Origin of the sequence: Mesorhizobium sp. M5C.F.Ca.IN.020.29.1.1 (assembly GCF_003997375.1) — a bacterium.
Classification (GTDB): Bacteria; Pseudomonadota; Alphaproteobacteria; order Rhizobiales; family Rhizobiaceae; genus Mesorhizobium; species Mesorhizobium wenxiniae.
The window spans coordinates 1-18,877 of the sequence record NZ_RZSW01000010.1 but is presented as its reverse complement, the minus strand read 5'-3'; the positions used below and the strand labels follow the sequence as shown (position 1 = coordinate 18,877).

Genomic DNA, 18,877 nt, shown 5'->3' with positions numbered 1-18,877 from the left:
ACCATGGAGGGGCACGTGATCGATCTGCCTTGCTATAGTTCACGAGAGGCCGCCACCATTTCGCGTCTTGCAGCCCGCTTGCCGGCCGCTTTCAGCCTCGCTAGCATCAACGTGGCAGCCGTCATTCCCGATTCGACACCACCGCGTGTTCCGGCGGATTGCCGCCGCGTGATGGTACGCCTACACGGCCACGATCTCCGCATCGCGATCGACCCGATTCTCCTTCCGTCCATGGCGGTGACACACTGGCCAGACATCACGGCCCTGCCATTGGACCACGGCTTGCGGGAAATTCTGTTCGACATCGTCCTACGCAATGTGGCGATTCAGGTGGAACGATGGTGCGGTCAGCGGCCCATCTGGTCTTCTTCCGAGATCACCGAAGTGCTGCCCTACGCCATTGGGCTTGTTCGCTTGGACGGTCCAGAAAAATTCCTCGGCCTAGTAGAATTCGATGCCGGCGGACTCGAATGGATCACCTGCTGCTGCTGCGATGCGCTGCCGGTCGTGTCCGCAATCCTCGACGATCTGGCCCTCTCTCTCGATCTAAGAGTCGCTCGTTTGAACCTTACTTTGGCGGAACTACAGTCAATCGCGCCGGGCGACGTCATTTTGCTCGACGCCTCACCGGTCGCTCGTGACGGAGCGATGACCGTTCTACTGTGCCTCTTTGGCAATTCGCGATTTCGCGCCTCGATCATGGATGGCCGCCTTTCAGTCCTTTCAGCAGTGGACCACATGATGGACAATCCTGACTCTCTCCCTCCCGAAACCTTCGACAGCATTGACCTCCCGGTCGATGTGGATGTCGGACACTTGACCATGTCGCTCAAGCAGCTTCGTGAACTCGCGGTGGGCCAGGTACTAGATCTTGGTTTCGACGCTACGACCAATGTCAGTTTGCGAGTTAATGGCCGGGTGGTCGCTGCGGGCGAGTTGGTGCGCATCGCCGATCGGACAGGTGTGCGTGTCCTAGACATGCGCCTACCACGCGCCTCGTCATGAACACCGGGTTGCCCGATCCCGCTGCGATGATCGCCTTGATCGGCGCGATAGCGGTCATCCCCTTCCTTGCGATCACCGTCACGTCGTACGTCAAGCTCGTTGTCGTGTTCGGGCTGATCCGAAATGCCCTCGGCGTTCAGAACATTCCGCCGAACATGGCAATGAATGCGGTCGCCATCCTGCTCTCCGTATATATCATGCAGCCCGCGGCCAACAAGGCATTTGAAGCAGTGCGCCACAAGGAGATCGCGTTTGAAGATCTCCGTGGGCTCGTCGAAACGATACCGCTAGCTATAGAGCCCTTTCGCGATTTTCTCCTAAAGAACACGTCGCAACAGGAACGACAATTCTTCGCCAATGCGACCCGTGAATTATGGAACGAACGGGACGCCGATGCGGTAACCGATGGCGATGTCATGATTTTGATCCCGGCATTCATGACATCCGAGTTGGCGGACGCGTTCAAGATAGGTTTTCTGCTGTTCCTGCCCTTCATCGTCATCGACCTCGTCATTTCGAATATCCTGCTGGCGATGGGTATGATGATGGTTTCGCCGATGACGATCTCCCTGCCCTTCAAGCTGTTCTTGTTCGTCGCTGTGAACGGATGGCAGCGCCTGATCCACGGTCTGGTCTTGTCCTATGCGGGACCATCATAATGAGTACCGCCACTCTGGCCAACATCGCCGTCGAAGCCCTGAAACTGACTCTGGTTCTGTCGATGCCCACGATCCTCGTCGCGACGGGGGTCGGGCTGGTCGTCAGCTTGGTGCAGGCCCTGACCCAAGTTCAAGAGCAGACACTTCCGTTCGCGGTGAAACTGATATGCGTGAGCCTGGTTTTGATGACAACTGGGAACTGGATCGGTCGGGAGCTGTACCAGTATACGCTAAACGTCTTCAACAATTTCGGAGCGATGTAAGGTCCGTCTCATGTCGCTACTTGATCCGTCTCTCTTGCATACTGCCCTTATCGTCTTTGCCCTCGCGACGACGCGTACGACGGGCATGATGCTGATTATACCCATTCTGGGGCGCGGCATTGTGACCGGACTGGCGCGGAACGGCGCGATCACGGCATTGAGTCTCCCGGTAATGGCGCATGCTTGGGCAACTAGGCCTGTGAACCTCGATAGCTGGGATCTGGAGCTGATCCTGGGCCTGGGGCTGAAGGAACTCTTGCTCGGCCTCGTACTCGGCATGCCTATTGCCGCGACCATCTGGGGTGTTGAGGCGGCGGGCACCTTCATTGACAACCAGAGGGGTGCCGCGATGGTGAGCCTCTTGAATCCGGCGAGCGGCAATCATGTCTCGCCGCTTGGAACGCTGTTCGCCCAGCTCTTCGTCACATGGCTATTTGCCACCGGCGGCTTTTCCGCATTGATCGAAGCGCTCTATCGCTCCCATGAGGTCTGGCCTTTGTGGAGCTTGCATCCTGCATTCGGTCCGGCATTCGTCACGGGAGTTCTGCATCTCGCAGACGTCATCATGCTACTGACTTTACTCCTCGCCGGTCCAGCTATTGTTGTTATGTTCCTTAGCGAAATGGGTCTGGCGCTGATCGGCCGCATTGCACCGCAACTGCAGGTCTTTTTTATCGCCATGTCTGTCAAGAGTGCGGTGGCTCTCCTGGTTTTAGTCCTCTCGCTCACGATCATTCTGGCTGAGGCCGATAAACGCGTGCCATCCCCGGTCGCGATATTCAACCTCATCGCCACGTGGTTGTCATGAGCGCCGAAAAGACCGAGAAGCCTACACCCAAAAGGCTGCGCGACCTGCGCAGGAAGGGGCAGGTGGCGCACAGCAGTGAAGTCGTTTCCGCGGCACTGACCATCGCATTCTTTTCTCTGTTCTACGCCTCCTTATCCGGCATGATAGACCGGATCGAGGCGATGATCCTGCTACCTGTACCGCTTCTCCAAGGTGATCTCCTGAGCGTCACTGAAAAGCTCCTGCAGTCCTATGTTGCCGAACTACAACGCATGCTCGCGCCCTTCATCGGCATCGTTCTGGTAATCGGCGTGGGCGGCAACATCTTACAAAATGGCCCGATGTTCACGCCCGAGACGGTCTCGCCAGCGCTGAAGAAGCTCAGTCCCAGTGAGAACGTCAAGAGGATCGTCTCGCTGAGGAATTTCATTGAATTGGGCAAATCGATCGGGAAGATTTTGATACTCGCCTCGGTTCTGCTGCTCGTGCTGCGCGAAGGGATGCATGCGCTCGTCTGGACGCCGAGTTGCGGGATATCATGCCTAAGGGCGGTGACAGGTAACCTGCTGCTCGGCATCGCCCTTTATGCTGGTTTGGGTTTTCTCACGGTGGCAATTACGGACTTTGCGTTCCAGCGTCGGCAATTCACGAAGAAAAACATGATGTCGAAGGATGAGGCGAAGCGAGAATACAAGGAAAGCAACGGTAACCCCCTAGTCAGGGCAAAACGCAAACAACTCCATATGGAGTTGTTCGCCAAAGGCATGACCAACCGGTCGCGCAGGGGACCGTCGTGATCACCAACGATGTATGTTGCGTGGCGATTTATTACGATCGGAAGCGTACGGCCTTCCCCGTGATCAGTACCATCGGTATCGATCTGGCGCAGCATATGATCGATGATGTTGGCTACCACTATGCCAGTGAGGCGAAACAATCCGCTGCGCACGCGCTGCTGAAGGACGAGTCCAGTAGACGAATATATGCAGTCGTATCTACTCGAACCTCTCGCCAAAATTCTTCGGCTTCCCGGTAAGCTGGAGACCCGGCCCGGCGATCGGTCGTGCCATTCACTGTGTCAGCTGGCCTCCGGCACAAGATTTCTTGCGGACTGATTTGTTTGCTGAGTCCTATATGCATTTTGTATGTACTCATATCGGTTTGATATTTCTTATGCATGTCGCGACGTTATAATAGATATGGACCGATATCCCTTTGGTACCCGAAAGGGCGTAGCCCACTGACACAGTTTGCCTCCATGGGTGCTGCCCAGAAGTTGCTTGGACATGAGCGAGCACGAAGCCTTAAATGGTGGGACACATGCGGATCCACCAAGCCGCGGAACGGCAAGTCGGCCCGCGAGGAAGCCCGTGCGCCGGCAATCTGCAGTGCACTGCCCATGGACGTTGACGGGACGCCCCAGGCGATCCGCCGTAAGATCGCACGGAGCCGAAGTAATGTCTGATGGGACAGTATTCGAAACGACCCCTTCGCGCCTTTGCTCTGATCGGATGGCGATCGAGCCGGTCCCGGTGCAGGTGGGCTCATGGCGCGGTGAAGCTGTTCGCCTGGCGGGGCCTACACACGCGACCCTCTTGGAACAGGCAAGGGAAGAGCGCACCTTTGGTTTTTCCGAGGCGATCGAGTCAAGGGCGCTAGCTGAGCGCAAAATCTCGGAGGAGCGCTTAGCGCCGTCGCTCAGCGCGGTCCATGAGATTGATGCCTATTTCGAACGTCTCCCTTATTTCGACCGTACCGAGTTGCCGGGGCTGTTGCGCGATATCCGCAGAGACGATTCTGCCTTGCAGGACATACTCCGAAAGGTTCGTCGGCGGTTCGCTGACCCCTCTTATGCCTATGCGGCACTCGATCTGGCGGCGCGAGAGTTGCGACGCGAGGGCCTCGACCAGCTTGCCATACGGACGGATGGTGCCAAGGCCCAACTCATGGCTAAGCAGGGGGTGGCTGTTCGTGCTGGCCTCAATATTTCAGTGGTAGCGACTGAAGTAGCGGCGGGTGATCAGAGGCTCGCTGCAGAGCTGCGTGATTTCTATCGGGCCACAGTCTCTAGCGATCCAGGACCGCTCCGGCTTTATAGGGACATTCTCAGTAAGTTTGGAGTCGAGGGCTTTGCTCGGCATGTCGCCTTTCTTACGCGTGCGCTCGGCGAGGACATCGCCTCGGCTGGCCCGTCGGTCGAGCCGGCTCGGCTATGGGAGATCCTCAGCGGATTATCGGCGCTGCGAGTGCTGGATACCGTGCACGAGTGCTGCCAAAAAATGGTCGAACGGATACGGCGGCGAAATATCATCGACATCACCGCTACTGGCGTGATGTGGCAATTATTGCCGCTGTTGGAGGATACCGTTCCCGGTCCGTCGAAGATCATTCCCATTCCCGAACGGCTAGGAATCCCTCTCGTTCACCTTGATATGCAGATTGCCGTACTGCGTGACTCTCGAGATCTTCTCGCGATGATTCCGGTCGGAGTCTACCGCGACTTGGACGCAAGAGAATCGACGTTGCGGGCGATAGAGGAAGCGATGGACATCCGCATTGAACAGGAAGAGAGTGCATGAGCGCCCATGCTTCTATTCGGGCTTTTTGCTCGGCGATGGGACTTCCACCGCAGGCGCCCCCATTGACGCTGCGTTTTGAACGATCGGGTGATCTCCACATGGAGTGTCGCGATGGCTTTGTCGCAATGTACTTAACGCGCGCCATGCCGCTTCACCGCAAGGGGGTCGCCGCGGCAGCTCTCTCAGCGGTACACCCGGATCGTACGGTGCCGCACATGGTGAACGTCGCCTTTTATGGCGAGGCGCTGCTGGTCCTGCTCATCAGCATAGCTGAGAACAGCGTTGATCTTCCAACGCTAGAAACCGCGGCGCAGGTTCTCGTACGGCTCGTCGACGAAATTGATGCCGCAGCGCGGTGACCTATGATTCGCATCAATTCCGGCAGCTTGAATCATTCTGCTCCAACGATCTCCGGATCGACGGAACTGCGGCGAACAGGCCTCGTTGCCGATGCTCGGTCGGCTTTGCAATTCGATCTGCTATACGACGCCCCCACCGTCGATGACCTGATGATGGCCGCCTTCGCGCCTCCGATCGCGAATCCCGCAATCCTCGAGTCTCCGACATTCGCCGCCACGCTCAAGGCCGCACACACATCGCTGGCCGATCTGGTTGCGCAAACGGGAGACCCAGATCGTGCCGTGCTGTGCGACGCGCTCTCGGTACTCGATCGGGCGCAATGCGACCGTTTTTTTTTGAAAACGCCTGCCGTGCTTTGATGCGAGGATAGATCTGATGACGGAACCGTTTATCAGTCCCGACAAGCGCGATGCGCTATCGGTGCTAGCGTATCTCTACATTAAATTTGGCCTTCTTCACGATGCAACCAAGCTTCTGCTCGCACTCGAGCATCTCGACTCCGCATGGGGTTGGGCACGGCATGCACGCTGTCTGGTATTGCTTCGAGCGGGAGACTGCGAGGGGGCCGCTGCCGAGGCGAGTCGGCTTCTTTTGCACGCGCTGAGCGATGAGGAGCGATTCCGGATATTGCAGGTGCGGGTCAAGGCTTATTCGAAACTGGGTCTCAGATCCGAGGCGAGAGCCTCTCAGCGAATGGCCACAATACTGCTGACACAGACGGCCGTGCCGGGTGCGTCGCGGGGACGGACAGCGTGAATTTTCCCAACAAGGTCCTGGCAGTTGCGACTGGCCGGAACGACATTATTCTGGCGGGGCTATTGGTTGCCATCGTCTTTGTGATGATCATTCCGCTGCCGCCCGTCCTGATGGATGTGCTGCAAGCTATCAATCTTGGGATTTCCGCTCTCCTGCTGATGGTGGCAGTCTATATTAAGTCACCCCTCGCTTTCGTCACCTTCCCGGCGGTGCTTTTGCTGACGACGCTGTTTCGGTTGTCCCTCGGTATCGCTGCGACACGCATGATCTTACTGCACTCAGACGCCGGCCAGATCATCAAGACTTTCGGCGATTTCGTGGTAGCTGGGAATCTCATTGTGGGCGGGGTTACTTTCTTGATCATCACCATCGTGCAGTTCGTGGTCATCACCAAGGGGTCCGAGCGCGTGGCTGAAGTCGCCGCACGCTTCTCGCTGGATGCGATGCCGGGCAAGCAAATGAGCATCGACGGCGACCTGCGTGCCGGCGGCATCGATATTCAAGAAGCCCGTCGGCGCCGCATCGCCATCGAGCGCGAGAGCCAATTATACGCCGCGATGGACGGTGCGATGAAGTTCATCAAAGGTGACGCAATCGCAGGCTTAATCAGCATCTTCGTGAACATCATAGGCGGCATTGCGATTGGTGCCCTGCAAAAGAGCATGAGCTTGAACGAAGCGCTCGAGATTTACACCATCCTGACCATCGGCGACGGGCTCGTCGGTCAGATCCCGGCTCTCTTCACCTCAATCACGGCAGGCTTCATCGTCACGAGGATAAGCGACAGGGATAAGGGCTCAGATCTCGGCAGTGAGATTGGAGACGAAGTCAAAGCCCAACCACGTGCCCTGATCGCAGGATCCTTCATCCTAATTCTGTTCTCTTTGGTACCTGGCTTTCCTACGGCAATTTTCGTGATATTGGCAGTATTGGCTGGAGGCGGTGGCTGGTTGTTGCAGCGCAGGCGGCCGCTTTCAGCGCCTTCGAGTTCCTACTCGGTCGCCGGCGTCAGGGCGCCCGTGACGGCGTCGGACGGGCCGGCTGAACGGAGCGGCGAAGGCTGCGATGCCATCACCATCACGCTCACGGTTCCTCTGATGCTCGACATTGGTCGAGACGTTCAGAGCATCGTTCGGCCAGACCGGCTGAACAAGGAGTTGGCTGCTGTGCGGCAGGCGCTGCTTCTCGATCTCGGCGTTCCCTTTCCAGGCGTTAATCTGCGTGTCAGCGACAGCAACAAGGATGGCGCGTACACGATCAATGTAAATGAAATTCCATGTGGTGAAGGATCGTTACGGGCGCAGCACCTTCTGGCTCGTGATATCCCCGAGAACCTCGACCTCGTGGGCATTCCGTATGTTCTCGATAAGCCATTCCTGCCTCAGATCGAGACCACGTGGGTGGACATCACACATCGCGAGTCGTTGCAAGCCGCCAGTATCCCATTTTTTGAACCGGTTCAGATCCTCAGCTACCACATTGGTCATGTCCTGCGTCGGCAAGCAGGTGAATTTATCGGAATCCAGGAAACAAAAATTCTACTGAATCAAGTGGAAGGATCTTTCCCGGAACTGGTAAAAGAGGTGCTGCGGACCGTTCCTCTGCAGACGATTTCTGAGATCTTGAAGCGACTGGTTTCCGAGGAGATCTCGCTGCGCAACATGCGCGCTATCCTCACCGCGCTGGTCGAATGGGGGCCGAAGGAAAAAGACACAGTTCTGCTTACTGAGCATGTGCGCTGTGCATTGAAAAGACAAATCTGTTTCCAGCATACTGTCGGCAGGACCCTATTGCCAGCCTACATTCTTACGCCGGAAGTGGAAGACACGGTGCGTAATGCCATTCGGCAGACTTCTGTGGGCAGTTATCTCGCCCTCGACCCTGGCACCACGCGGCAAATCATTGATAAGGTGAGGGATGCGATAGGTGATGTCGGCCAGCAACCGCACAAGCCTGTGCTACTGACCTCTATCGACATCCGCCGATACTTGCGCAAGATCATCGAAGTCGATCTCTACGGGCTACCCGTGCTATCCTATCAGGAACTTGCCCCCGATATCTCCGTACTGCCGCTGGCAAGGATATCGCTGTCGTGACAGGTACGAACATGGAATACGTTAGTCTCGCTAGCGATGACGCCAAGCTGAGCCTACGCGTGCTGTCCGGTCCCAACCGGGGTGCAGAGACCCCGCTTGAGGAAGGAGTCTGGCTGATCGGTGCCAGTGATACCGATGACCTCACCTTCGCTGATCCGGAACTGGCTGCCACACATCTTCGCATTAAAGTCGAGGCGGGACGCATCCATATTATTGCCTTCGCACCGGGGGTGCGCATCGGGACCAAAGACCTCCCGGTAGGTAACTTGACGGTGCTCGATCCGCCAACACCGGTACAGGTCGGGCGGACGATTTTTGGGATCGGGCCGGCCGGGAGCAGCTTTCCCGAGGCGGCCTCCATGGGAAACGGGGAGCCGGACACTTCCGCGCCGCTCGCCCCTCCCGAACTGGCGTCGACCTTGGTCGGCCGACGGATACAGCTCATGGCAGGTTCGATACCGCGGCGATTACGGCTCGGGGCGGTAGCTTGCACTCTCCTGATTATGCCCGTCGTCGTGTTTTGGGCCGCCATAGGGCGAGTTCCCCCCTCCGCCTCAGAAGTGTCTCCGGCCACTGACCCGATGAGGATCGTGCGACAAATCATTCGCGAATTAAATGTCGCTCGAAACGTCGAGATTGCCCGGGTCGATGACAAGCTGGTCATCGAAGGAGACTTCCGACCTGGAGACGATGCTGAACTACAAGTCGCCTTGAACAACGCCGGCCTTGAGGTGGAAGTGATATCCAAACCACCGACCACTCTATCGGATTCGCAGCTCATCGATCTCGTGACGACGGTCATAAGCGGCTTCGGAATCGAGGGCAGCGTCCGCGTGATCGGCGCCGGGGAGATCGCGATAACAGGATATGGGCCAAGCGATGCGGAGGTCGAAGCAGCGCTTCATCACCTGCGGCAGGACATTCCGGGGCTAACCGAAGTTGAAAACGCGATCGTGACACCCGACGGCGCTCGCGTTTTTCTAGAGACCGCGATGACGGCCCAACTGCGGTGCTCCATTCACATCTTGAAGAAGGCAGATGGCGTGCTCGTTTCGGGAGCCCTGGCTCCGATTGCTTTTGAAGCGTGGCAGAAGGTCGCTGCTCGCTTTCGGGAGAAGTTCGCACCCTACATCCGGCTTGAGACGCAGTTCACGCCGGTCATATTGCCGGTGCCCAGAGGTGTACACCTTGGCCAAACGCCGTTCATCGTTGTTGAGAATGGAACGCGCCTGAAGATCGGCGACAGTCTCGAGAGCTTGGGCCAGATTGTTGACATAGACCGAAGCGGAATTTCTGTGCGCATCGGCGCGGATGCGATGCATCTTCCTTATCCGAGCAAGCCGAAATGGATGGTGGAGGAGGAAAAAGGGTGAGCGAAGTCATAGTCATGTTTGAGTTGCAGAGACAGCTGCTAGGTGATTTCGACGGTGCAAAGAGATCCGCCCTAGAGAGGGAATTCGATACCTGCCGGCAATCGTTGAAACGTGAAATGGATGCTGGCGTTTCGAGGCAGGAATTCGAAGTTTTGGCGGCCATAGCGGACGCGATACGCGCTGCGACAGAGGTGATCAATACAATATCGATGGCTTATCGTGATAAAGAAATACCGCAACCTTGGAGATAACTATGTCACCTATTTCTGGCGACAACCTTACCGTCAGCAGTATCAGTAGCAGCCTCGGCAATGCCACTGTTGAAGCAGAAAGAAATCTTAACAGCTTCATGGCATCCATGGAACCGGACAAACCGACCGATCTTATTAGAATTCAATCCCTCGCTCAGCAATGGAGCCTGAGCCTGAATTTGGAATCCGGAATTATCAAATTGCTTTACGACGCCCTGAAGGGAGTGTCCCAGAAAATCGGCTGAACATTTGGTCAGATTACACGATCTTGCCACTTTTCTGGCCTGGCTTGCAGCAGTACTTCCATGCGTTCTCAGGTTGGTGCCGGAATTACGCGGATCGTCTTGTGCTAGACCGGCTACGCCTGCGCCGATCCGCTAGAGGACTTTCCACGCGCTATCTCATGGAGCGTATGCCGGATCGAGCTCGTGTCGTCGTAGACTGCGTTGAGGCACGCTATAATGACAATGACCTCTTCCTTTGAGAGACATTGCTGTCCGCTCATTAAGCGCGCATGGTTGATGCAGGCGACGGCGTTGGCGCATGTGAACGAGTCACCGAGGCCTGAGCAATCCTCGAATCCGTTGCCTTTCTCATTCAATTTGAAGTGAGTGAGGGGCAGGTTTTTCATGTCTTCGATTTCCCCGCGATTCAGGTCCTCGATGACCGCGGGATGGTAACCTGATAGCCTCTCCTGACGCCGGGTGTCGAGTTTATGCAGCCACGGCCGCACCAAGCTGGTGTTGCGCTTCAGCTTGTTTTTATGCGGATCCTCGAACATCAGAGACGCGTCCAGCTTCTCGGTTTCCGCCAGTGACAGAAAACCATGTTCGGCGAGGGTTTTCATCACGACCTTCTCGGCATTTCCCCAGTGCGCTTCAGAAGCATAGACTTGCCTGAAGTTTAGGATGGCCTGGCCGGCCGCGAACTGGGCCTCTTCGCCAAGTGCACGATCCTGATCGAGCAGCGACTCGAGCGTCTCGGTGCATTGCTTGAAAGTTAGCCCCTTTTTGCTTTGCAAGGTATTCCGGAAATGCTCCGCGCCCTTGTTCACGAAAGGCCGAGTGGCCGATCTCGAGGTGTAGCCGTACGCGCCGGTATCGTCATTGAGCACACCGGTCAGCGCGTACTTGTTCTTTTTGTCGTATAGCGGACTCTGCGTCAGGTCCGGATCTTTCGGCACCTGAGGCGGTCGGTACTTAGACACGCACTCGTCCTTCACAAGATGGCCCTTCATGCAGGCTAGGTTCAGAATGATTGACCGGCGAGCATTGGCAGAATCCGCCAAGCGCGCGACGTGGACGCGGGTCGCCGCCCGGTAGTCGATCATAGCTACGAACTGGTTGTCCCCGAAAATGCGGATTGGAATGAGGGGACGCCCATTCAAACGCTTAGCATCGGGGCTGGCGCCGTGATAGCGCGTGTAATATTCCCTCGCCTTCGCCTGGGCGGTCCTAAGCCGTTGGTTGCTGGTAAAGCCCTTTCTCCCATCATGTAGCGAGGTGGTGGAAAGGGGAAAATCGTTGGCGATCTTATCGTAGGCGCAGCCCGCGCCCGCGAGGCACAGGCCGTACTTCACCGCCCGCGCGAAATAGTTTGATCCGTCGCCCGTTCCGCCTGGCGCACCCTCACCATCCTTTTCCTCACCACCTTTCTGCTGTGCTGGATTCTTCGCAGGTGAGGGTGCCGCACTCCGGGAATGAAACACAGCAAGTTGATGCGCTTCGTGGAACGCAGTCACGGCGCTCGGAGCCTCTGCCAGCCCGTCACGAGGCGCCGGTCTAACGCCGAAAAGCCGTTAAGTTGGTTATTCCCGATTCGCATCTCACCGCTCCTCTAGCAAAGCCCATGATGCAGCCTCAACAGTTGCGGGCACGACATCGAACGGATTGTCAGAGGGGTCATTGATCATCACGTCGCCATCCTCGATAATGTTGCCGCCTTCAAGCCCGACAGATTCTTATCTCCTGCGATCGGCCTCCGCGTGTTCAACAGGCCTTGAAGGCGATCCGTAAGCCGTAACCCGTTCTTCCGCCTGTCTTAGGGCAATAGTGCTGCCAGGGCGCGAGCCCGATACTCCGGCTCGTCAAGTCCGTCGGCAAGGGCAGCGATGCGCCTTTGTAGCTCGGGGGCAAGGCCCGCCAAGCCTTGCCGGAGGCCTGCTAGAGCCATTACGAGATACTCGGGGTCGTCGATGCTCTCGGCCAAGACGGCGAGACGCTGCTGCAGTTCGGGCGCAAGCCTTGGTACGCCGGCTCCGAGGCCCCGTAGGGCCGAGGCGCGATTGGCGCCGTCAAGTCCCTCGGCGAGGACGACGAGACGCTGCTGCAGCTCGGGCGCAAAAACTGCCACGCCGGCTCCAAGAACCTCGAGGGCCAAAGCGCGATGCCCGGGGTTGTCGAGCCTCTCGGCGAGGACGCCGAGAGGCTGCTGCAACTCGGGCGCCTGCCCTGTGACGCCTATTCCGAGCGCGCTGAGGGCGAAGGCGTGATAGTTTGGTTCGTGAATGCCGTCGGCGAGGACCAGGAGACGCTGCTGCAGCTCGGGCGCAAGCCCTGTGACGCCTATTCCGAGGGCCACCAACGCCGAGGCGCGATTCCAGGGCTGGTCGAGCCCCTCTGCGAGAGCCACGAGGCGCTGCTGGGGCTCGGGCGCAAGCCCTGTCAAGCCTGCTCCGAAGCCGCGTAGGGCCCTGGCGCCATCTTCGGGCTCACCGAGTCCCTCGGCGAGGGCGACGAGGCGCTGCTGCAGGGCCCTCCAGAGCTCGGGAGCGATGCAAGGGGTCAAGTCCCTCGGCAAGGACGACGAGACGCAGCTGGAGCGCGGGCGAAGCCCCGCCACGCCGGCTCCAAGGACCTCGAGGACCGAGGCGCGATGCCCCGGGTTGTCGAGCCTCTCGACGAGGACGACGAGACGCTGCTGCAACTCGGGCGTAAGCCCAGTGACGCCTGCTCCGAGGGCGCTGAGGGCCAAGGCGCGATAGTTTGGTTCGTCAATGCCGTCGGCGAGGACCAGGAGACGCTGCTGCAGCTCGGGAGCAAGCCCTGCCACGCCTGTTCCGAAGCCCCGTAGGACGAAGACGCAATCTTCGGCGTCTTCAAGTCCCTCGGCGAGGTCGACGAGACGCTGCTGCAGCTCGGGCGGGAGGCCAGCCAAATCGGCTCCGATCTCCTCCAGGGCCGAGTTGCGCATCTCAGGGTCGTCAAGCCCCTCGACTAGGGCGACGAGAGCTACCTTCTGCGCACTTAGGAGGCAATTGAAATTGTGCGCCAGTGATTGGATCACGCCGGAATACATCAGCCCAGCCGAGGGATTTGCTCCGGATTGCTGTTCCGTCAACCTGTTCCAGATGGCCTGAACTCGGACGGCCCTTTGATACCTTTCTTGATATGCCGGAGTTAGCTGGACGACAGCACGCAGTTCAGGACTTGATTGCGTCAAGCTCAGAAGGTCGATCGGGATAAGCCTCTCCGCTGTGTCACCTTGTTCAAACAATAGAGAAAGGATACTGCTGGGTTGCTCCTCCCTCGCGCGTGGGGCTTGAAACTCAGAGCGCGTCTGCTCCACCACAGAGCTGGATGCTCCGCCGGCTTCTTCAAGCCGAACAAGCGGCCCGGCGGGAGGATCGTCCGTGGTATCACGGTCCATGGCGCTAGCAAACGGCATGGGCGCCTTGCCACGCACGTCAATGTTCCTCATGATTCACCCCTTACGGATCAACGACTATTATGCCCATCGGGAATCATGGCCCATCGGGTGCCTGGTTTGTTGCAGGCATATCCTGATGTGCAAATGATGCGCCACTTGAACGACCGACATTGATCTCAGCCCTTCCGTGCCGAGAGGGTGGAACCTGCCAGCTCAGCCAGCGGGGCGCGTGTCGCGAGTCTGGGAGGGATCCAGGTGGTGACTGAGGACTGTTGCCGAGCAACTCTGCTCTTGCCGCCAGGGATATTCCCTGGTCATTGCGTGCAAGGCCGCTGATGAACTTGTGCCGAAAACCATGCGGTGAGCTCGCGGAATCCTGATGGCTCTTCTTTGTCCGAAGCAGACAGCCGAATGTCAACCATCCGCCAATTTGTTGCGAAGGCAACCACGTCCAGCAAAACGGACGCGCATGTTCTCGCTGCGCAAACTGGCCTGGATCTTGCGGCGTGCTTCGCAGCACGAAAAAGGCTTGGTTGCAGGGATCCCCAAGTGAATGCTCCTCCTACGACGTTCCGCTCGGCTTCCCTGCGGTAACTGCAGTATTTGCAAATCCGGTGGTCGCTAAATAGTCAGGCCGCCTCATCATTCGTGCCAGCGGGGCGCCAGTCGGCATACGCGCGACTCCTGCGTATTCCGACGAAGCCGGCCATCGATTCCGATTTGAAGCCGGCCAGTCATTCCGATTTCATTCCGGCCGGTGTTCCGATTTGAAGCCGGCCATTTTTCGGACTGATCCTGGGTCTCGTTTGGGTTGGGTTTCGTTTCAGGTCAAGCTTGCGCTGTTTCAGAGGCTCTTGGCGAGCGCTGTTTTCGCATGCTTTCACCGGTGAGATCGATGCGATAGGCGTTGTGAACGAGGCCGTCCAGGATGGCATCGGCCAGAGTTGGGCTTGCAATGATCTCGTACCAGCGATCCAGAGGCAACTGGCTGGTGACGATTGTTGATCGGCGTTCGTAGCGGTCTTCAATGATCTCAAGCCCATCACGCCGCTGGTCATCATTGAGTTTTTCCGGTCCCCAGTCATCGAGAATGAGAAGGTCGGTTTTGGCGAGTTTCTTGAGGATCCGGCCATAACGTCCGTCTCCTCTCGCGAGGGCAAGCGTTGCAAACAGCCGGGGATAGGCGACGGAGAAATCCTCTCGGCAAGCTTTGTGGCCAAGGGCACAGGCCAGCCAGCTCTTGCCGACGCCCGCCGGCCCGGTGATGAGAAGGCTGTGATGCTTTCTGATACAGTCGCAGCCGGCGAGCGCCATGAACAGATTGCGATCGAGACCGCGTGCGGCGCGAAAGTCGGCATTCTCGATTTGTGCGTCATGGCGAAGTTTGGCAGCCCTGGCGCGGGCTTCGAAACGCTTCTGGCGGCGCATGGTAGCCTCGCGCTCGAGCAGCATGGCAAGCCATTCGCCATACTCGAGGCCGCGTGCTTCGGATTGTGCGTCGGGCTCCTGGAAGGCGGTGGCCATGCCATGAAGGCCGAATTCGCGCAGCCGGATGGTGGAATGCCTTGCGGCCTTGTGATTGGCGATAAGCGAGGCGATTCTCTTGCAGTTCAGCCCACCGATCTCGACAGCGCGGGCTGACACGGCTTCGGCGCGATCGTGTGGGATATCTCGAAACAGGCGAAGGACACCCAGGCATGTCCGAAAGCCTTGTTCAGGATGTGGGCGACTGGCGAGGATTGCGACAACCAAGCCTTCCGTCTCGGCCCGACGGATGCGGCCCAGCGACGGAAACGATCCGGCGTCCACTCGGCATATCGCCGGTGGGAGCTGGGCATATGATCCGGATCCGTCCCATGACGAGGGCCGCCATAGCGGCGCTGATGGACGGCAATGCGCTTGCCGCGGTGGAAGATCTCGATGCGTGCCGTTGCTCTCAGATCGACTTGCTGGCGAATGAGGCTGTGCGGTACGGAATAAAAGAAGGTCTTGAACTCGACGTGGTAATCCGTCGAAACGCGGGCCAAACGCCACTCGGCGAATTCGTAGTCTTTGCTCGGCAGGCTTGCGAGCGCAGCACGCTCGACGCTCTCAAACAATTGCCGGCGACTGACGCCCAGCCGACGCATGACGTGATCATTGATGCGATCGAGTGCCTGGCGAATAGCGGCATTGGCCTCGGCCAGCGAGAAGAAGGTCTGGTTGCGCAGCCGCCCCAGAATGCATGACTGGGCGAAACGCACGCCGTTCCGTCGCGGCCGTGCCGGAAGAACCCCGCCGCCATAATGGGATGCCATCATGCCGTAGCTGCGATTAATCTCGGATCGTAGAAGCTGGCGCGCTGACACCCGACTTCAGATTGTCGGGGACGATCAGTCGGGGAACGCCATCAAAGAAACGAAACATCCTGATGTGTGAACCAATCCAATCAGGCAGTGTCTGGGTCCAGGTTGCTTCGGCATAGGTGAAGCTGGACGCACCCAGCACTGCCACGAAGATCTCCGCCTCACGGATCTCGCCGGTGTCTCGATCAAGGATCGGGATCTTCTTGCGGAATAGTCGACGAAGACCTTGTCGCCGGCGGCGTGTTCCTGGCGCATCGTCGGCGAAAGCCGCTGTTCGAAGCTGCGAAAGAGCTCGCAGAACCGGCTATAGCCATATCCGTCGGGATGACTTCCTCGATACTCCTCCCACAAGATGAGGAGCGTGACGCCTGGCTTCTTGAGCTCGACGGCAAGATCGGCCCAGTTCGGCTCTGCGCGCCGCCGCGTGCGCTGTTTGACGCCATTGCGAGCGAAGAGTTTGTTCTCAAGCGCGTCATCGGTTAGCTCGCCCGGCAGGGGCCAGCTCAACCCGATTGCCGCTGCGCGCCGCAGATTATCCTGCACCGTACTGCGTGCTATTCCCAGCACGACCGCAATCTCGCGGGAGCTGGTCCCGCTTCCGGCAAGCCGAAGCATTTGTCTCAACTGTCTCATGGTCAGCCTTCTCTTTGCCGGCATCAAAATTGTCCTCGTTCATCGCGAGGTAATTGATGCCAAAATTGCTGACCCAGGAGGTAATCTTCAGTGCCGAAACCGGCCGGTCTTTGGTTGGAATGGTGGCCGGCTTCATACCGGAATGGTGGGCGGTGTCTGATCGGAATGGCGGCCGGCTTCACGTCGGAATCCGCACGACTCCTATGCGCTGAGCTTCCAGCTGCTCTTCACGTTCGCTGCAAAGAGGCTGAAGGTCTCGCCATCGGCGCTGACGCTGGAGCAACTCGACGCCGGTCTCATCAGAGCTTTCCTGGAGTATCTCGAGGACAAGCGCAAAAACGCGCCGGTGACGCGCAATGTCCGGCTGGCGGCCATCAAGTCCTTCTTCCGCTTCCTCGAATACAGGCAGCCGGCAGCCCTGGAGCATATCCGCTGCGTCCTGGCGATCCCATTCAAGAAGACGGATCGGCGTCTGGTCCCCAGTCCAAACACGGGAGGAGCTGCAAGCGGTGCTCGATGCCCCCGATCCCGGCACGCGCGATGGCATCCGCGACCGGGCCATGCTGCATCTGGCGGTTTGTGGGGTCTCGCGTGTGACGGGGTTGAAGCTCGAGGACATCGACCTGTCGTCGATGAGCATTCGTGTCCTGGGCAAGGGACGGCGGGAACGGACAGCTTCCCTTGTGGAAGACCACGGCCGCAGCCCTGCGCGCCTGACTCGCCGTTCGCGGGCGGGTCGCAGCGCCCGAGGTGTTCATCAGCGCCCGGGGAGTGCCGCTGAGCCGATGGGGCTTCGCCTATCTGCTCAAACAGCATGCAGCGACCGTCGCTCGAGCGCATCCTGGCCTCGACAAGAAACGATCTCGCCTCACGTGCTCGGGCACACATGCGCGATGATCATCCTGCAAGCAACGCAGGACATCCGTAAAGTGTCGCTGGTTGGGACATGCCACTCTGACGACCACTGAAATCTACACGCGTGGTGATCCGACAGAGAAGCTCGACGCCATGGAATCGATCGTTCCACCGCTTCTGCGGCGCGTCGCGTTCCAGCCGTCCGACAGCTCATCGCGCTCCTCAAGCGCCCTTCGTATTGGTGAGCCGGGTTGGCGGCGGCACACACAAGAGCGCGATCAAGTCGCTGCCAGCTCCCCATTACTAGATCTGCCCATAGTGCAGGTCATGGGCGACGCTCATTAGCTGCCGTAACCGCCACTGCCCTAAGTGCCAGGGCCTGGCTCGCGCCCAGTGGCTAGCCGGCGGTAGGCTGAGCTGCTGCCGGTCCCATACTTCCACGTGGTCTTCCCCGTCCCGGCCCAGATCGCTGAGATCGCCTTCCAGAACAAGGCGGCGGTCTATGCGATCCTGTCAAGGCCGCATCCGAGGCCTTGAGGGTGGCGGCGGCCTATCCTAGGCATCTGGGCGCCGAGATCGGCGTGGTCGCCGTGCTTCATACTTGGGGTCAAAATCTCCACCATCATCCGCATGTCCACTGCGTCATGCCGCGCGGCGGCCTGTCGCTCGAGCCTGCCACGGCGAAGGCCGGGGACCAGCGATGGATCGCCTGCCGGCCGGGATTTTTCCTCCCCGTACGGGTTTCTGTCGCGCTGCGCTTCGGTGCGGTCGATTCGGACGGTCCCGGCATGCCGCCGCTGCCGACCCGGCTGATGGCGGGGCTGGCGACCCTCAAGCACACCTTCAACCTGTCAGACGAGGTGCTGTGCGAGCGCTGGGTGGAAAACCCCTACTTCCAGTATCTGTGCGGCGAAGAGTTCGTCCGCCACGCACTGCCGTTCGACCGCTCGTCGATTGACGCGCTGGCGCAGCCGCATGGGCGAGGAGCGGATCGTCGCGTTTTGCAGGAAAGCCTCAGCATTGCAGTCAAGACCGGGGCGATGAAGCCGACCGACACGCGCCAAGTGATCGTGGACACGACCGTGCAGCCGAAGAACGTGATGTTCCCGACCGACGCCAAGCTCATCCACCGCGCCCGCGAGCGGCTGGTGCGGCTGGCCAAACAGGCGGGGCTGGATTTGCGCCAGACCTATGTGCGGGTCGGCAAGCTGGCGCTGATCAAGCACCAGCGCTATGCGCACGCCAAGCAGTTCAAGCGGGCCAGCAA

19 protein-coding genes and 2 pseudogenes are annotated in these 18,877 nt (G+C 58.8%); 16 read left to right on the top strand and 5 right to left on the bottom strand.

Annotated elements, in window-relative coordinates; genetic code table 11:
* The first annotated feature begins 15 nt into the window (after positions 1–15).
* The 12 genes from sctQ (at position 16) to EOA85_RS01935 (ending at position 10,374) form a co-directional block, all read left to right on the top strand.
* Positions 16–1,005 carry a type III secretion system cytoplasmic ring protein SctQ gene (gene sctQ / locus EOA85_RS01995; RefSeq protein ID WP_164759446.1) on the top strand — a complete coding sequence of 330 codons (990 nt, stop codon included), beginning with the start codon at positions 16–18 and terminating at the stop codon, positions 1,003–1,005.
* Entirely contained in the window at positions 1,002–1,664 is a 663-nt protein-coding gene (gene sctR, locus EOA85_RS01990) for a type III secretion system export apparatus subunit SctR (protein WP_127208145.1), read from the top strand. The genes sctQ and sctR overlap by 4 nt, the downstream gene beginning before the upstream one ends.
* Positions 1,664–1,927 (top strand): type III secretion system export apparatus subunit SctS, encoded by a 264-nt coding sequence (gene sctS / locus EOA85_RS01985; protein WP_127208144.1) that lies wholly within the window; start codon positions 1,664–1,666, stop codon positions 1,925–1,927. The genes sctR and sctS overlap by 1 nt, the downstream gene beginning before the upstream one ends.
* A 10-nt stretch (positions 1,928–1,937) precedes the next feature.
* A complete protein-coding gene (sctT, locus tag EOA85_RS01980; RefSeq protein WP_127208143.1) occupies positions 1,938–2,735 on the top strand; it encodes a type III secretion system export apparatus subunit SctT in 798 nt (265 codons plus the stop codon).
* Positions 2,732–3,511: an EscU/YscU/HrcU family type III secretion system export apparatus switch protein gene (locus EOA85_RS01975; RefSeq protein ID WP_127208142.1), complete on the top strand. Its 780-nt coding sequence runs from the start codon at positions 2,732–2,734 to the stop codon at positions 3,509–3,511. Before sctT ends, EOA85_RS01975 begins: the two co-directional genes overlap by 4 nt.
* A 798-nt stretch (positions 3,512–4,309) precedes the next feature.
* Entirely contained in the window at positions 4,310–5,293 is a 984-nt protein-coding gene (gene sctW, locus EOA85_RS01965) for a type III secretion system gatekeeper subunit SctW (protein ID WP_164759445.1), read from the top strand.
* Positions 5,290–5,652 carry a hypothetical protein gene (locus EOA85_RS01960; RefSeq protein ID WP_127208139.1) on the top strand — a complete coding sequence of 121 codons (363 nt, stop codon included), beginning with the start codon at positions 5,290–5,292 and terminating at the stop codon, positions 5,650–5,652. The genes sctW and EOA85_RS01960 overlap by 4 nt, the downstream gene beginning before the upstream one ends.
* Before the next feature lie 3 nt (positions 5,653–5,655).
* Positions 5,656–6,012, top strand: a complete 357-nt coding sequence (locus EOA85_RS01955; protein ID WP_127208138.1) for a hypothetical protein — start codon at positions 5,656–5,658, stop codon at positions 6,010–6,012.
* A gap of 393 nt (positions 6,013–6,405) precedes the next feature.
* Complete coding sequence (gene sctV, locus EOA85_RS01950) at positions 6,406–8,505, top strand: type III secretion system export apparatus subunit SctV (RefSeq protein WP_127208137.1); 2,100 nt, start codon at positions 6,406–6,408, stop codon at positions 8,503–8,505.
* The gene (gene sctD / locus EOA85_RS01945) at positions 8,502–9,878 is read left to right on the top strand and encodes a type III secretion system inner membrane ring subunit SctD (protein WP_127208136.1); all 1,377 of its coding nucleotides are present in this window, start codon (positions 8,502–8,504) and stop codon (positions 9,876–9,878) included. Before sctV ends, sctD begins: the two co-directional genes overlap by 4 nt.
* Complete coding sequence (locus tag EOA85_RS01940) at positions 9,875–10,129, top strand: EscE/YscE/SsaE family type III secretion system needle protein co-chaperone (protein WP_164759444.1); 255 nt, start codon at positions 9,875–9,877, stop codon at positions 10,127–10,129. The genes sctD and EOA85_RS01940 overlap by 4 nt, the downstream gene beginning before the upstream one ends.
* 2 nt (positions 10,130–10,131) lie before the next feature.
* Positions 10,132–10,374, top strand: coding sequence for an EscF/YscF/HrpA family type III secretion system needle major subunit (locus tag EOA85_RS01935; RefSeq protein ID WP_127208134.1), 243 nt, complete (start codon positions 10,132–10,134; stop codon positions 10,372–10,374).
* Between the two features lie 113 nt (positions 10,375–10,487).
* On the opposite strand, the gene xopAG is transcribed toward EOA85_RS01935, so the two are convergent.
* The 5 genes from xopAG to EOA85_RS38555 form a co-directional block, all read right to left on the bottom strand.
* Positions 10,488–11,870, bottom strand: a complete 1,383-nt coding sequence (xopAG, locus tag EOA85_RS01930; RefSeq protein WP_206523223.1) for a XopAG/AvrGf1 family type III secretion system effector — start codon at positions 11,868–11,870, stop codon at positions 10,488–10,490.
* Positions 11,871–12,169: 299 nt separating this feature from the next.
* Positions 12,170–13,426: a hypothetical protein gene (locus EOA85_RS01925; protein WP_127208133.1), complete on the bottom strand. Its 1,257-nt coding sequence runs from the start codon at positions 13,424–13,426 to the stop codon at positions 12,170–12,172.
* 1,179 nt (positions 13,427–14,605) lie between these two features.
* Positions 14,606–15,364, bottom strand: a complete 759-nt coding sequence (gene istB, locus EOA85_RS01920) for an IS21-like element helper ATPase IstB (RefSeq protein ID WP_281033691.1) — start codon at positions 15,362–15,364, stop codon at positions 14,606–14,608.
* A 23-nt stretch (positions 15,365–15,387) separates the two neighbouring features.
* A complete protein-coding gene (locus tag EOA85_RS38560) occupies positions 15,388–16,077 on the bottom strand; it encodes a hypothetical protein (protein ID WP_245485561.1) in 690 nt (229 codons plus the stop codon).
* Between the two features lie 13 nt (positions 16,078–16,090).
* The gene (locus EOA85_RS38555) at positions 16,091–16,270 is read right to left on the bottom strand and encodes a hypothetical protein (RefSeq protein ID WP_245485560.1); all 180 of its coding nucleotides are present in this window, start codon (positions 16,268–16,270) and stop codon (positions 16,091–16,093) included.
* Between the two features lie 92 nt (positions 16,271–16,362).
* Here EOA85_RS38555 and EOA85_RS38550 point away from each other — a divergent pair, with 92 nt between their 5' ends.
* The 4 genes and pseudogenes from EOA85_RS38550 to EOA85_RS01900 form a co-directional block, all read left to right on the top strand.
* Complete coding sequence (locus EOA85_RS38550; protein WP_245485559.1) at positions 16,363–16,605, top strand: hypothetical protein; 243 nt, start codon at positions 16,363–16,365, stop codon at positions 16,603–16,605.
* A 358-nt stretch (positions 16,606–16,963) separates the two neighbouring features.
* The gene (locus EOA85_RS38545; protein ID WP_348627871.1) at positions 16,964–17,536 is read left to right on the top strand and encodes a site-specific integrase; all 573 of its coding nucleotides are present in this window, start codon (positions 16,964–16,966) and stop codon (positions 17,534–17,536) included.
* A gap of 417 nt (positions 17,537–17,953) precedes the next feature.
* Positions 17,954–18,353: pseudogene (locus EOA85_RS01905) on the top strand (transposase zinc-binding domain-containing protein); the annotation flags it as partial.
* A gap of 12 nt (positions 18,354–18,365) precedes the next feature.
* Positions 18,366–18,877 (top strand): annotated as a pseudogene (locus EOA85_RS01900) (transposase); the annotation flags it as partial.

Excerpts from the sequence above, each read along its gene's own strand:
- sctR (WP_127208145.1), top strand. The coding sequence starts at position 1,002 with ATGAACACCGGGTTGCCCGATCCCGCTGCGATGATCGCCTTGATCGGC.
- sctS (WP_127208144.1), top strand. The coding sequence starts at position 1,664 with ATGAGTACCGCCACTCTGGCCAACATCGCCGTCGAAGCCCTGAAACTG.
- sctT (WP_127208143.1), top strand. The coding sequence starts at position 1,938 with ATGTCGCTACTTGATCCGTCTCTCTTGCATACTGCCCTTATCGTCTTT.
- EOA85_RS01975 (WP_127208142.1), top strand. The coding sequence starts at position 2,732 with ATGAGCGCCGAAAAGACCGAGAAGCCTACACCCAAAAGGCTGCGCGAC.
- EOA85_RS01960 (WP_127208139.1), top strand. The coding sequence starts at position 5,290 with ATGAGCGCCCATGCTTCTATTCGGGCTTTTTGCTCGGCGATGGGACTT.
- EOA85_RS01955 (WP_127208138.1), top strand. The coding sequence starts at position 5,656 with ATGATTCGCATCAATTCCGGCAGCTTGAATCATTCTGCTCCAACGATC.
- EOA85_RS01935 (WP_127208134.1), top strand. The coding sequence starts at position 10,132 with ATGTCACCTATTTCTGGCGACAACCTTACCGTCAGCAGTATCAGTAGC.
- EOA85_RS01925 (WP_127208133.1), bottom strand. The coding sequence starts at position 13,426 with ATGTATTCCGGCGTGATCCAATCACTGGCGCACAATTTCAATTGCCTC.
- EOA85_RS38560 (WP_245485561.1), bottom strand. The coding sequence starts at position 16,077 with ATGATGGCATCCCATTATGGCGGCGGGGTTCTTCCGGCACGGCCGCGA.